Below are 12,149 nucleotides of genomic sequence, written 5' to 3' on the forward strand. Positions count from 1 at the left end.
GCGCACTCAGCTCAGGGTCGGCCGGGGGCGTTCACCGGATGTTTCACTACGGACGACCGCAGCGGCGAGGTCGAGCCACTCGCGACGCAGCCGATCGAGCCACTTGCGATCCTCGCGATTCGTCGACCCGCGTTCGGCGACGAGCCTGAATGCGTCTTCGATCTGGGCCGGCAAGTCCCCATGGGGTCCATCGGCCGCCTCGGCGAGCACCTGCACTGCGGCGGCGGCATCCACTCCCTTTCGGAGGAGAGCGAGGATCTCGTTGGCGTCCTTGATGCCCTTCACACTCGACCAGCGGTCGAGCAGAGCGGCGATCTTCGAGACCGTGTGCGCTTCGATCGTGAGGAGGAGCCACCGCTGCGATTCGTCATCTGCCGGCTCGACGTAGCGGGCCAGCACCTCGACGCGGAGACGCAGCCGAGCGCCGAGCATCGATTGGTACGGGATGTAGATGTCCAGGTGAACGCCCTCGACTTCGCCGCTCCACTTCGTACCCTGCAGATGGGAGTTCGCGTTCAGCTCATCGAGGCGCTCGCGCAGCTTGGTGCGCACCGTGTCGTCGCCGATGATGAGGTCGATATCGTGGCTGATCTCTCCGCCGACCCGGAGGTACGTCGCCCAGCCCCCGATGAGGATGGATGGCTCGAGGTCGTGGCCGAGGTGGTCGACCAAGGCCCGAAGCGTTCCGTCGGGGTCTTCGACGAGGCTAGCCACGGAGGGCCTCCACGTTCTGTCCCCGGCTCTCGGGCGGGAACAGAACGCGGTGCAGAGCGCGCCGGAACTCTTCTGCCTGCCAGCCGGGGAGCGCGAACAGGTCGGCGTAGGTCTGCGCACGTGATGTGTAGCCGTCGTACCAGTCGAGCTGCGCGCGCTTGTCCATTCGCAGGATGATGACCTCGTCGCCTGCCGGCAGGTCGTGAGCGAGCGGTTCGTCCTTCACGTAGACCAGACGAGTGGGATGGGTCGCGATCGTGTTGCGTCCGGAGGCGCCAGAGACGTAGGTGATGGCGGCATTGGACCCGCCGAGGGCGTAGTGGCCGTTCGCACGCTCGATGAGCATCGTCGCCCCCCCGAGCGTGGTGCGGCCGATCTCGTCGGCCTTGAGGTTCCGCCATGCGGCGAGGACGAGAAGGATCTTCTCTGGGTTGACGGCGATCACGCCGCCGTTGCGCCGTCGCTCCGTAGCGCCGATGTCGTGCATCCTCTGGAGCGCGAGCGAGGCCGTGGATACCGGAGTTCCGGATGCGTGCGCGAGGTCGGCGACGCTGCTCCAGTCGCGGCGCCCGGTCAGGGCGGCGTCCGCGAGCGCGCGCCAAACGAGTTCGTTGCCCTTCACTTCTTGCCTCCCAGGATTTCCTGAGATCGATGCTACAGGTATTCCCGTGCTAGGCATCCAGGAATACCTGGCAGGGGCGCTACGTCGCCCTTTCGCGACGCCGCGCCGGACGGAGCGCGAGCCACTCCCGCGGCGTTGTGATCGCGATGCCCTGGTATTCCCCGAGAACGAGCAGATCCTTGTCCACGGAGACGATGGCGGCGGCCTCACCGAGGACCGCGGTTTCGAGCACGCGGTTGTCGTCGGGGTCGCGACAGACGTCGATCGTGATCGAACCGAGCGAGACGGAGTCGAGGTGATCTTGCATCACCCCGATGAGGGCTTCGACGTCATCGACGAAGCCCGGAAACTTCACCGCGACGACGCGACGGACTTCGGTGAGGATCTCGGCGCTCACGACGAGACGTGCCCCGTCGTGCACGATCCCCTCGAAAACGTGCCGAGGTGCTCCGCCGAAGACGAGGCCCGAGATCCAGACGTTCGAATCGACGACCAGCCGGCTGGGAGTGTCAGCGGTCGATGGCGTCATACACCTGCTGCTCGGATCCGTAGCCGAGGCGGCGACCCTTCTCATTCGCCCGATCCAACACGGCAGAGAGTGCCTGTTCGGTGCGTAGCTGCTTCACGACCGCGCGACGGATGTACTCGCTGCGCGACGAGAACTCGCGCCGCGCCTGATCGTCGATCTGCTCGACGAGCTCCTGCGGGAGTGAGATGTTGAAGGTCTGCGAGGCCATACAAGAAGTGTATGTAATCGGAGCAGGTCGCGCGAGCCCTCGACTAAGCCGCTTCCAGCTCCTTAGCAACCAGGGTGAGCACGTCGTAGGTGGCGACCACGGCATCCTCTTGGTTCTTCAGCACCGCATCCCATCGCACCTCGCCATACTCGTCGGTCTCGCGCGGGGTGATCTGCTTCGCCGTCAACTCGACGCGGATGCTGTCGCCCGGGGAGACGGGGGTGAGGAACCGCAGGTTCTCGAGGCCGTAGTTGGCGAGCACCGGCCCCGGCTCGGGGTCGACGAAGAGGCCCGCGGCCCACGACACCAGCAGGTAGCCGTGCGCGACGCGACCCGGGAAGAACGGGTTCGCCGCTGCGGCCTCCTCGTTCATGTGCGCGTAGAAGGTGTCGCCGGTGAACTCCGCGAAGGTCTCGATGTCTTGCAGCGAGACGGTGCGCGACTGCGAGATCACCTGGTCGCCGAGGCGCAGCTCCGCGAGGCTCTTGCGGAACGGATGCCGCCCGCCCGGTTGCGACGCGGCGCCCGTGTGCCAGACGCCGGTGAGGGCGGTGAGCATCTCGGGCGAGCCCTGCACCGCCGTGCGCTGCATGTGGTGCAGCACGGCGCGCATCCCGCCGAGCTCCTCGCCGCCGCCGGCGCGACCGGGCCCGCCGTGCACGAGGCCCGGCAACGGCGAACCGTGCCCGGTCGACGAGCGCGCGTCGTCGCGGTCGAGCAGCAAGATGCGCCCGTTGTACGCGGCGGCGCGGTTCACGAGGGCGACCGCAAAGGCGGGGTCGTGCGTCGCGACGCTCGTCACGAGCGACCCGCCGCCGCGCGCGATGAGGTCGGCCGCCTGGTCGACGGTGTCGTAGGTGAGCAGCGACGAGACCGGCCCGAAGGCTTCGGTCGAGTGCACGACGGCGTCGGGTCCGGGCGCGAAGCGCAACAGCAACGGGGCGACGAATGCACCCTCCGGCGAGAGGCCGCACGACCCGTCGGCGTGCGTCACCTCGGGGGCGTCGGTCGAGCCGAGCACGATCTCGCCGCCCGCGGCTTCGAGCTTCGCCACCTGGCGCAGCACCTCGTCGCGCTGCTCGAGCGACGCGAGCGGACCCATCGTGACGCCTTCGCCGCGCGGGTCGCCGAGCACGGTGCGCTCCGCGATGCGGGCGGCGACCGCGTCGACGACGGCGTCCGCGGATGCCGTGGGCACGATCGCGCGCCGGATCGCGGTGCACTTCTGGCCGGCTTTCGAGGTCATCTCGGCGACCAGTTGCTTGACGTACGCCTCGAACTCCGGAGTGCCGGCCACGGCATCCGGACCGAGCACCGAGGCGTTGATCGAGTCGGTCTCGCTCGTGAACCGCACGCCGCCGGTCTGCACGGAGTCATGCGAGCGGAGTCGCTCGGCCGTGGAGGCCGAGCCGGTGAAGGCGACGAGATCGCCGAGGCGCAGGTGATCGAACAGCGTCGGCACACTGCCCGACACCAGCGACAGGGTGCCGGCCGGTAGCAACCCCGACTCGACGAGGATGCGCACCCAGGCCTCGGCGAGGTACCCGGTCGGCGTCGCAGGCTTCACCACGGTCGGCACGCCGGCGAGGAACGCGGGCGCGAACTTTTCGAGCGATCCCCACACCGGAAAGTTGAAGGCGTTGATCTGCACGGCGACGCCGGGCAGGCGGGTGTAGATGTGACGGCCGAGGAAAGTCCCGTCTTTCGAGAGCACCTCGGTGGGTCCGTCGACGTACACCGTCGTGTTCGGCAGCTCGCGACGGCCCTTCGAGGCGTAGGTGAACAGCACGCCGATGCCGCCGTCGATGTCGACCCACGAGTCGGTCTTCGTCGCGCCCGTGCGAGCCGAGATCGCGTACAGCTCCTCCTTGCGCTCGGTGAGCGCGAGCGCCAGCTGCTTCAGCAGCAGGGCGCGCTGGTGGAAGGTCAGCGCGCCGAGGCTGGCCTGCCCGACGGTGCGGGCGTGGTCGAGCGCGACGCCGAGGTCGAGACCTTCCGTGCTGACGTGCGCCACCGTTTCGCCGGTCGAGGCGTCGCGCACCGCGGCGGTCTCGACGCCGGCGGCGGGCGTCCACCACGAATCAGAAACGTAGCTCGGCAGAATGGTGGTCATCGGGGCACTCCTCAGACGCAAGGCGGAACATGACGGACAAGTGGACGATCGAACTCGGCGAGCTCGACGTGAAGATGGGCGTGACGGTGCTCGAGCAGAGCGCCGAGCGCGTCGTGGCGACGATGCCCGTCGAGGGCAACCGCCAGTCGTTCGGCCTGCTGCACGGCGGCGCGTCGGTGGCGTTCGCCGAGGCCCTCGGGTCGTGGGCGGCGGTCATTCACGCCGGCCCCGGCCGCACGGCGGTGGGCGTCGACATCAACGCCACGCATCACGCGAGCGCCCGGTCGGGCATCGTCACCGGGGTTGCGACGGCGATCCGGCTCGGCCGCACGATGACCTCGCACGAGGTGGTCGTGACGGATGAAGACGGCCGGCGGCTCTGCACGGCGCGGCTGACGAACCTCATCCTCGACAAGCCTCACGGCTGATCCCGATCCCAGACGAAGAACCCTTCGCCCGTCTTGCGGCCGAGCTTCCCCGCCGCGACCATCTCCCGCAGCAGCGCGGGCGGCTCGAACCGCTCCCCGAGCTGCGCGTGCAGGTATTCGGCGATGCCGAGCCGCACGTCGAGGCCGACGACATCCGTCGTGCGCAACGGACCGGTCGCGTGCTTGTAGCCGAGCACCATCGCGGCGTCGATGTCTTCCGCACTCGCGACGCCCTGCTCGAGCATCCGGATCGCTTCGAGCGCGATCGCAACCCCGAGCCGGGATGACGCGAAGCCGGGAGCATCCCGCACCGTCACCGGCGTCTTGCCGAGCGCGCGCACCCAGTCACCCGCAGCCTCGACGAGCGCGGGGTCGGTCGCGGCGCCGGCAACGACCTCGACGAGGGTCGAGACGGGCACGGGGTTGAAGAAGTGCAGCCCGAGGAAGCGCTCGGGGCGTGCCAGGGGTGCGGCAAGGTCGTCGATCGACAACGACGACGTGTTGGTCGCGAGCACGGCGTCCGCACCGAGCAGCGCCTCGACCTCGGGCAGAGTCGCGGCCTTCAGCTCGGGGATCTCTGGGATCGCCTCGACGACGAGGTCGCGATCGGCCAGCACCGTGCGGTCGCTCGAGACCCGCAGCCCGTCGTCGAGCTCCGCCCGCGAGCGGGTGGCGGTGCCGCGTTCGACACTCGTGGCGACCGCCCGTCGGATGCCGGCCTCGGCCGCCCCGAGCGCGTGCGGCTGGTCGATCACGACGACCTCCGACCCGGCGAGCAGGAAGGCATGCGCGATGCCGCCGCCCATCCGGCCGCCGCCGAGTACCCCGACCTTCTGCGGCACGCTCACGACTTCTTCTTTCCCTCAAGGAACGCGGTCATCCGCCGGTGTTTCTCGGGGGAATCGAACAGCAGCGCCTGAGTCTGCTCGTCGATCGCCGGGTGCGCGCTCCGCGGTGCAGCGAGCACCGCCTTGGTGAGGCGGGTGGCGAGCGGGTCGTTGCGGGCGATGCGGTCGGCGATCTCGTGGGCCGCCCCGAGCAGCTCCGCCGAGGGCACCACCCGACTGACGAGGCCGGCCGCGAGCGCCTCGGCGGCATCCAGCGTGCGCCCGGTGAGCAGCAGTTCGGCGGCAAGCGCCGGCCCGACGATCGCCGGCAGTCGCCAGGTCGCGCCGGCGGCGGCGATGATGCCGAGCCCCGTCTCGGGGTTGCCGATCTTCAACCCCTCGCCGGCGATGCGGATGTCGGCGGCGTAGGCGAGTTCGCCACCCCCGCCGAGGCACCAGCCGTCGATCGCGGCGATGACGGGCATCGGGAGTTTCGCGATGCGGTCGAAGGCCCGGGAGTTGATTCCTTCGAGAGCGTCGGCTGCGGTGCGGTCGCGCAGCTCGGCGATGTCGGCACCCGACGCGAACACCTCCGGGCTGCCGGCGATGATGAGGATGCGGGGGTCGGCTTCGAGGTCGGCGCAGACGGCGTGCAGCTCGGCCGCCATCGCGCGCGAGATGGCATTGCGCGTCTCGGGCCGGTCGAGAATGACCTCGACGCGGTCCGCTGACGCGGTGACGCGTAGCTCGCTCATGACGCCCGCTCCACGATGAGGGCCTGCCCTTGGCCAACGCCGATGCACATCGTGGCGAGCCCGCGCGTCGTGCCGGCGCGCTCCATGCGGCCGAGCAGCGTGATGACGAGGCGGCTGCCGCTTGACCCGAGCGGATGCCCGAGCGCGATCGCGCCGCCGTCGGAGTTGACGATCGCGGGATCGAGCCCGAGGCGGCGCATGCTGGCGAGCGACTGCGTCGCAAACGCTTCGTTGAGTTCGACGGTTTCGATGTCGTCGATGCTCAGCCCCGCCTTGGCAAGCGCCTTCTGCGTCGCCGGCACCGGCCCGAGGCCCATGATCTCGGGCGCGAGCCCGGCGGCGGCTCCCGCGACGATGCGGGCGCGGGGGACCAGCCCGTACTTCTCGACGGCCGCGGCACTCGCGACGATGATCGCCGAGGCGCCGTCGTTGAGCGGGCTCGCGTTGCCGGCCGTGACGACCGTTCCGCCCGTGACCACGGGCTTCAGCCTTCCGAGGGCTTCGAGGTTCGTGTCGCGGCGGGGCCCTTCGTCGACGGTCACCTCGCCCGCCGGCGTCGACACCGCGACGATCTCCGCGTCGAACCGACCCGCGTCGATGGCGGCAGCGGCAAGTTGGTGCGAGCGCAGCGCGAAGGCGTCGGCATCCTCTCGGCTGATCCCGTCGAGCCGGGCGACCTCCTCGGCGGTCTCCGACATCGAGTACGTCGCCTTGTCGCGGGCGAGCAGCCGCGGGTTGGCGAACCGCCAGCCGATCGAGGTGTCGAACGACGCGCCGGGTTTCCCCCACGCCTTCTCGGGCTTGGCTTGCACCCACGGCGCCCGGGTCATCGACTCGACGCCGCCGGCGACGATGAGGTCGGCATCCCCGGCCCGCACCGACAGGGCAGCCTGGGTGATCGCCGTCATGCCCGAGGCGCAGAGCCGGTTCACGGTGTAGGCCGGGATGTCGTCAGGGAGCCCGGCCAACAGCACCGCCATGCGGGCGACGTTTCGGTTGTCTTCTCCGGCCTGATTCGCGGCGCCGAGCACGACCTCGTCGAGGTCAGCGGGGTCGATCCCTGCGCGAGCGACTGCCTCGGAGACGACGAGTGCGGCGAGGTCATCGGGTCGCACCGCGGCGAGGGCGCCTCCGTAGCGACCGACCGGGGTGCGCGCGCCACCGACGAGAAAGGCCTCTGCCACGTCGTATCGCCCTTCGAATTACTTACTTACCGTTCGGTCAGCATACCGATAGCCTCGGGGTGGCGCTACAGCGACCGATCCGCGTTCCGTGAAAGATGAAGACATGCCCGACCTCGACGGCACCGCCGCTCACTCCGTCTCGGCGCACGTCGCGCACGCGCTCGCCGGCCAGGTCGACCACGTGTTCGGCGTGATGGGAAACGGCAATGCCGCCTTCCTCGACGCCCTGATCCGCTCGACGTCGGCGGGTTTCACCGCGGTGCGGCACGAGGCCGGCGGAGTCGTCGCCGCCGACGCCTACTTCCGCGCCTCCGGACGGCTCGCCGCGGCGACGACCACATACGGCGCCGGCTTCACAAATACCCTCACCGCGCTCGCCGAGGCCGTGCAGGCCCGGGTGCCGCTCGTGCTCGTGGTCGGCGACGAGCCCACCTCGGGATCGCGGCCGTGGGGTGTCGACCAGATCGCCATCGCCTCCGCCGTCGGCGCGCGCACCTACACGGTGGGCCGAGCGGATGCCGCCGCCACGACCGTCATCGCGATCGAGCACGCCCTCGTCTACGCCGTTCCGGTCGTGCTCGCGATCCCCTACGACGTCGGCGGTCGTGACGCCGGCCCGTTTCCGCAGCTGCCTGCGCCGCATGCCCCGGAACCGTTGGCGCCGAGCGGACCCTTCGCCGACGGGGCGATCGACGACATCGCCGCGGCCCTCGCCGGCGCTCAGCGACCGTTCCTGCTCGCCGGTCGCGGCGCGTGGCTCGCGGATGCCGGCGGGGCGCTCAGCGAGATCGCGGATGCCGTGGGCGCCGTCACGGCGTCGACCGCACTTGCGCGGGGGATCTTCCGGCGCAGCGCGTTCGATCTCGGCGTCACCGGTGGGTTCGGCGCCGACGGCGCGATGGAACTGATTCGGCAAGCGGATGTCGCGGTCGTCTTCGGGGCGTCGCTCAACCAGTTCACCATGCGGTTCGGTGAGCTCTTCGCCCCCGGCACGAAGGTGTTCCAGGTCGATGTCGCTGCCTCGGCGACGCATCCCTATGTCGCCGGCTACGTGCGGGGCGACGTTGCTCTGGTCGCGCGTGCTGTCGTCGAGCGACTCGACCGGCACGCGACAGCACCGAGCCGGTGGCGCGACAGCATCGACCTCGCCACGGCGTTGAGCCGCGACACCGGCGACGCGCTGGCACCCGACGGTCGCCTCGATCCCCGGGCGGTCGCCCACCGCATCGGGCAGCTGCTTCCCGACGACCGCGTCGTGGTCTCCGACGGCGGCCACTTCATCGGCTGGGCCAACATGTACTGGCCCGTCGCCTCACCCGACCGCATGATCATGGTGGGCACGGCCTACCAGTCGATCGGCCTCGGCTGGCCGTCGGTGCCCGGTGCCGCCCTCGCGCAGCCCGATGCGACGGTCGTGCTGACGACGGGCGACGGGGGTGGGCTGATGGCGCTCGCCGATCTCGAAAGCGCCGTGCGAGTCGCCGCCGGCCGCGGAATCGCGGTCGTCTGGAACGACGCCGCCTATAGCGCCGAGGTGAACGTGTACGGGCGCAACGGCCTGGCTCTCGAGCCGATGCTCATCCCCGAGGTCGACTTCGCCGCGCTCGCGACGGGCGTCGGCGCCGAGGGCGTCGTCGTGCGCGAGCTCGCCGACCTCGACCGGTTGGCGTCGTGGGCAACCGAGGATCCCGGCATCCGTCGCTTCCTCGTGCTCGACTGCCGCGTCTCGGGCGACATCGTCGCGCCGTACCAGGAGGAGATCGCCCGGGCCAACGCCCGCTGACTTCTGGCCGGCCGGAGCGCTGATATAGTCGTCAGGTTGACCGCCGATCCTCAAGATCACAGTCGACCAGCCACGCGCCCGTAGCTCAACGGATAGAGCATCTGACTACGGATCAGAAGGTTGGGGGTTCGAATCCCTCCGGGCGCACTCTTCGAAGCGGCGCTACGTCGTCGCCTTGACGCGAGCTGCCGGATTGGGCTTCCCGATGTTCCTCCCGGAGGCGACATCGGCGTCAGTGGCATTCCCGACGCTGGTGCCTTCGCGCATGACGAGCAGCCCGCGCGGGCTGTTCGCCGACAGCGTGAGTTCTTCGAGCCAGTCGGTGTTGATGCTCGGCACCTTGCTGCCGGCGAACTTGAAGTAGAGGTTCTGCGCGGGGTGAATCCAGATCGCGCTGTGGCCGTCGCCGGTCTCTGCGGCGTCCCGCCACGACATGAGGAAGCTTTCGCCGCGGCGGATCTTCTGCACGATGACGATCTGCAGGTGCGCGAGCAGACGGTCTTCGAATTCGACCAGAACTCCGTCGTACTGAAGTGTCCCCACGCTGTCCAGCCCTTCACTCGGGCCTTCGCGTCGTGAAGGCCGCCCTCCCCGGGGAAGAATCGCCAGGACAAGTGTGGCACGTTGTCCCCCCGTTTGGGGGGCAGATTGTCGAGAGGCGTACTCCGTGCTACAGGGCGGGGTCGCCCCCCGGCTCCGGCCACGACAACGCGGCCGCCTCTTCGGGCGTGAAGGCGTGCGCTCGTCGCCAGGACACGGCGTGCGCCTTGGCGTCGAGCGCGAACGTCGTGCCGACTTCGACGAGCTCCTCGCCGTCGGAGATGCAGGTCACGGAGCGGGCCTCGTAGCGCCAGCCGATCGTGAAGAGGGCGCGCCGCACCCCACCGTCGCCCACGAACGGGATGTCGACGAGATCGATGTCACGACGCCTGGCGAGCGCGAGGCCGTAGCGCACGACCGCGTCGGCGATCTCGGAGCCGGTGAGGTAGGACCCTCCGCCGGCGGTCAACAGTTTCATAGCAGGCGTCCCCGGAGTCGGTGCGGCGGTCGCGCCACCGGGGTCCGGGGTGACGGAATGACTCTAGCTCTCGAATCCTCGCTCGTTCCAGGGGTGGACTTCCACGCCGTCGGCGTTCAAAATGAGCGTTCGCGCCACGAGCCGGGCTGCCACAACGCTGATGCCGAGGCGATGCGAGCGGGCGTAGCCGCGGATGATGTCGAACGACTCGTCGATCGACACCCCCGCCCCGTGGGCGACGACGCCCTTCGCCTGTTCGATCACGATGCGGCTGTTGAGCGCCGACTGCAGCTGCTCCCTGACGACGACGTTCTCGCGCATCGCCCGCTCGTGCAGGATGCTGATGGTCGCCACGTCGGCGAACGCCTGGGCTGTGACGAGGTCGCGGGCCGACAGTTCGCCAGGAGCCGTGCGAAAGAGGTTGAGCGTGCCGATGGTCGTCTCGCGAAGTCGCAGCGGCACCGCGTGGGTGGAGGCATACCCCTGCGCGAGGGCCGCGTCGCGGAACGTCGACCACTCCGTCGGGAGCCCGTCAAGGACGGGAACGGTGACCAGCCTTCCGGTGCGGAGGCTTTCGATGCCCGGCCCGGCCTCGGCGCCGACCTGCATCATCTCGACGAGTCTGCCGGCCTCGCTGGTCGAGGCCACGACCTCGAGCACTCCGGAGTCGTCGGCGAGCAGGATGCCGGCCGCATCGGCGTCGAGCAGCTCGCGGCACACCTCGACGAGCATCTGCAGCAGGTCGACGACGTCGTAACCGGCGACGAGGGTATCGGCGAGTTTCGCGAACGTCTGCAGCACGCGTTCTTCACGGGGGGTCTCGGTCATCCGATCGCCTCGATTCCCGCGTCGCCCTTCGCGAACGACAGCCGCCCGTCGAGAACGTCCTGGGCGACCTCCTCCATCGTCGTGCCGACGGCGAAGGCGTGGCCGTGGATGACGAGGCGCGCGTCGTCGGCCGAAAGTTCGAGCTGCGCGAGCACCATGCCGGTCGCCTGGTGGATGAGCCGGCGCGAGTACGCACTCACCGGGTGTTCGTCGACATCCACCGCGGCGAGCGCATCCCGCAGCACCTTCCGGCCGATGACATCCGCCATCGCCGTCGCCTGCCGGGCATGGGTTTCGTGCAGGGTCACCGGCTCGAGCGAGTACAGGTCGATCGCTCCGATGCGCAGCGACCCGACCTGCAGCGGGAACGCGAAGATCGACCTGACCTGATGCTCGCGAAGGGCGGGCGAGAACGCCGGCCAGAAGATCTGCGGGTGGTTCACGTCGGGCTCGAGCACGGGCCGCGAGGAGCGCAGCGCATCCCAGCACGGCCCTTCGCCCAGGTCGAATTGCAACTCGTCGAGACGCGCCGCCCGATCGTCGGTCGCCGACAGCGTCTCGCTGCCGAGGAGATCCCCCAGTGTCGAGACCGCCGCACCGGTGACCGGTAAGACGTCGAGGAAGGGCTCTGAGAGTTGTTGCGGGCCGCCGACGCCGCTCCGCAGCCGCGCCATCGCACCCGAGAATGCGTCACTCATGGAAAGCCCCCACCGTTCGAAGCTAGCCCCCGCGGCTGAGCCATACAACCGAGTCCGGTTCGACGCAAGGCCCTGTGGCGGCGCTGCGGGCCTCCTAGCGTGGCGTGCATGAAGCGACTGAGCGTCGGCAGCCAAGTACTCGTGACGGGCAACAACGTGGCCGAAGCGTTGGCGATCTACGTCCCGAGCGTCGAACGCATGAACACCTCGGTCACCATCGAAATTCCGGTGCTCGAAGACAACGGAGATATCGTCACACACACCCTGCTGATCGGCAGGAGCAACGACCTGGAGATCACCGACATCGACGGAGCCGACCCGGCTCTCGAGGGCCGCTTTCGGGTGCCCGACCTTCCGGCGGTGGGCGGAAAGGCGAAAGCAGCCGAGACCTCGGAGATCCCGATCATCAGCCCCGCGCTGCCGGACTGAAAGGACGACGCAG

The 12,149-nt window shown here is 69.5% G+C and carries 15 protein-coding genes and 1 tRNA gene; 4 read left to right on the forward strand and 12 right to left on the reverse strand.

What is annotated here, in order from left to right; all coding sequences use genetic code 11:
- Positions 1-6 precede the first annotated feature (6 nt).
- The 5 genes from WBL06_RS05110 to paaZ form a co-directional block, all read right to left on the reverse strand.
- A complete protein-coding gene (locus WBL06_RS05110; RefSeq protein ID WP_424454892.1) occupies positions 7-714 on the reverse strand; it encodes a nucleotidyl transferase AbiEii/AbiGii toxin family protein in 708 nt (235 codons plus the stop codon).
- Positions 707-1,336 (reverse strand): hypothetical protein, encoded by a 630-nt coding sequence (locus WBL06_RS05115; protein ID WP_424454893.1) that lies wholly within the window; start codon positions 1,334-1,336, stop codon positions 707-709. Before WBL06_RS05115 ends, WBL06_RS05110 begins: the two co-directional genes overlap by 8 nt.
- 79 nt (positions 1,337-1,415) lie before the next feature.
- A complete protein-coding gene (locus WBL06_RS05120; protein ID WP_424454894.1) occupies positions 1,416-1,865 on the reverse strand; it encodes a putative toxin-antitoxin system toxin component, PIN family in 450 nt (149 codons plus the stop codon).
- Positions 1,846-2,073: a ribbon-helix-helix domain-containing protein gene (locus tag WBL06_RS05125; protein ID WP_424454895.1), complete on the reverse strand. Its 228-nt coding sequence runs from the start codon at positions 2,071-2,073 to the stop codon at positions 1,846-1,848. Before WBL06_RS05125 ends, WBL06_RS05120 begins: the two co-directional genes overlap by 20 nt.
- A 43-nt stretch (positions 2,074-2,116) precedes the next feature.
- Positions 2,117-4,186, reverse strand: coding sequence for a phenylacetic acid degradation bifunctional protein PaaZ (paaZ, locus tag WBL06_RS05130; RefSeq protein ID WP_424454896.1), 2,070 nt, complete (start codon positions 4,184-4,186; stop codon positions 2,117-2,119).
- Positions 4,187-4,215: 29 nt separating this feature from the next.
- Here paaZ and WBL06_RS05135 point away from each other — a divergent pair, with 29 nt between their 5' ends.
- Complete coding sequence (locus WBL06_RS05135) at positions 4,216-4,614, forward strand: PaaI family thioesterase (RefSeq protein ID WP_424454897.1); 399 nt, start codon at positions 4,216-4,218, stop codon at positions 4,612-4,614.
- Here the strand turns inward: WBL06_RS05135 and WBL06_RS05140 are convergent.
- The 3 genes from WBL06_RS05140 to WBL06_RS05150 are packed head-to-tail and all read right to left on the reverse strand — an operon-like array spanning position 4,605 to position 7,380.
- A complete protein-coding gene (locus tag WBL06_RS05140; protein ID WP_424454898.1) occupies positions 4,605-5,462 on the reverse strand; it encodes a 3-hydroxyacyl-CoA dehydrogenase family protein in 858 nt (285 codons plus the stop codon). The two genes, WBL06_RS05135 and WBL06_RS05140, sit on opposite strands and share 10 nt — an antisense overlap.
- Entirely contained in the window at positions 5,459-6,196 is a 738-nt protein-coding gene (locus WBL06_RS05145; RefSeq protein ID WP_424454899.1) for an enoyl-CoA hydratase/isomerase family protein, read from the reverse strand. The genes WBL06_RS05140 and WBL06_RS05145 overlap by 4 nt, the downstream gene beginning before the upstream one ends.
- On the reverse strand, positions 6,193-7,380 hold the full coding sequence (locus tag WBL06_RS05150; protein ID WP_424454900.1) for a thiolase family protein: 1,188 nt from the start codon (positions 7,378-7,380) through the stop codon (positions 6,193-6,195). The genes WBL06_RS05145 and WBL06_RS05150 overlap by 4 nt, the downstream gene beginning before the upstream one ends.
- A 103-nt stretch (positions 7,381-7,483) precedes the next feature.
- Here WBL06_RS05150 and WBL06_RS05155 point away from each other — a divergent pair, with 103 nt between their 5' ends.
- Both WBL06_RS05155 and WBL06_RS05160 read left to right on the forward strand, forming a co-directional pair.
- Entirely contained in the window at positions 7,484-9,163 is a 1,680-nt protein-coding gene (locus WBL06_RS05155) for a thiamine pyrophosphate-binding protein (protein WP_424454901.1), read from the forward strand.
- Between the two features lie 74 nt (positions 9,164-9,237).
- Positions 9,238-9,310: transfer RNA gene (locus WBL06_RS05160), tRNA-Arg, on the forward strand.
- A 15-nt stretch (positions 9,311-9,325) separates the two neighbouring features.
- On the opposite strand, the gene WBL06_RS05165 is transcribed toward WBL06_RS05160, so the two are convergent.
- From WBL06_RS05165 to WBL06_RS05180, 4 genes are all read right to left on the reverse strand, one after another.
- The gene (locus WBL06_RS05165; RefSeq protein WP_424454902.1) at positions 9,326-9,706 is read right to left on the reverse strand and encodes an ATP-dependent DNA ligase; all 381 of its coding nucleotides are present in this window, start codon (positions 9,704-9,706) and stop codon (positions 9,326-9,328) included.
- Between the two features lie 127 nt (positions 9,707-9,833).
- The gene (locus WBL06_RS05170) at positions 9,834-10,181 is read right to left on the reverse strand and encodes a hypothetical protein (RefSeq protein WP_424454903.1); all 348 of its coding nucleotides are present in this window, start codon (positions 10,179-10,181) and stop codon (positions 9,834-9,836) included.
- 63 nt (positions 10,182-10,244) lie between these two features.
- Positions 10,245-11,009: a GAF and ANTAR domain-containing protein gene (locus tag WBL06_RS05175; protein WP_424454904.1), complete on the reverse strand. Its 765-nt coding sequence runs from the start codon at positions 11,007-11,009 to the stop codon at positions 10,245-10,247.
- On the reverse strand, positions 11,006-11,707 hold the full coding sequence (locus tag WBL06_RS05180) for a GAF and ANTAR domain-containing protein (protein ID WP_424454905.1): 702 nt from the start codon (positions 11,705-11,707) through the stop codon (positions 11,006-11,008). The genes WBL06_RS05175 and WBL06_RS05180 overlap by 4 nt, the downstream gene beginning before the upstream one ends.
- A 108-nt stretch (positions 11,708-11,815) precedes the next feature.
- Between WBL06_RS05180 and WBL06_RS05185 the strand changes: the two genes are divergently transcribed.
- The gene (locus tag WBL06_RS05185; protein WP_424454906.1) at positions 11,816-12,136 is read left to right on the forward strand and encodes a hypothetical protein; all 321 of its coding nucleotides are present in this window, start codon (positions 11,816-11,818) and stop codon (positions 12,134-12,136) included.
- The last annotated feature ends 13 nt before the right edge of the window (positions 12,137-12,149 follow it).

This window comes from Pseudolysinimonas sp. (genome assembly GCF_049651805.1).
Classification (GTDB): Bacteria; Actinomycetota; Actinomycetes; order Actinomycetales; family Microbacteriaceae; genus Pseudolysinimonas_A.

What these genes read in the sequence shown, in the direction of transcription:
- WBL06_RS05120 (WP_424454894.1), bottom strand. Translation starts at nt 1,865, where the DNA reads ATGACGCCATCGACCGCTGACACTCCCAGCCGGCTGGTCGTCGATTCG.
- WBL06_RS05125 (WP_424454895.1), bottom strand. Translation starts at nt 2,073, where the DNA reads ATGGCCTCGCAGACCTTCAACATCTCACTCCCGCAGGAGCTCGTCGAG.
- paaZ (WP_424454896.1), bottom strand. Translation starts at nt 4,186, where the DNA reads ATGACCACCATTCTGCCGAGCTACGTTTCTGATTCGTGGTGGACGCCC.
- WBL06_RS05135 (WP_424454897.1), top strand. Translation starts at nt 4,216, where the DNA reads ATGACGGACAAGTGGACGATCGAACTCGGCGAGCTCGACGTGAAGATG.
- WBL06_RS05145 (WP_424454899.1), bottom strand. Translation starts at nt 6,196, where the DNA reads ATGAGCGAGCTACGCGTCACCGCGTCAGCGGACCGCGTCGAGGTCATT.
- WBL06_RS05155 (WP_424454901.1), top strand. Translation starts at nt 7,484, where the DNA reads ATGCCCGACCTCGACGGCACCGCCGCTCACTCCGTCTCGGCGCACGTC.
- WBL06_RS05170 (WP_424454903.1), bottom strand. Translation starts at nt 10,181, where the DNA reads ATGAAACTGTTGACCGCCGGCGGAGGGTCCTACCTCACCGGCTCCGAG.
- WBL06_RS05175 (WP_424454904.1), bottom strand. Translation starts at nt 11,009, where the DNA reads ATGACCGAGACCCCCCGTGAAGAACGCGTGCTGCAGACGTTCGCGAAA.
- WBL06_RS05180 (WP_424454905.1), bottom strand. Translation starts at nt 11,707, where the DNA reads ATGAGTGACGCATTCTCGGGTGCGATGGCGCGGCTGCGGAGCGGCGTC.
- WBL06_RS05185 (WP_424454906.1), top strand. Translation starts at nt 11,816, where the DNA reads ATGAAGCGACTGAGCGTCGGCAGCCAAGTACTCGTGACGGGCAACAAC.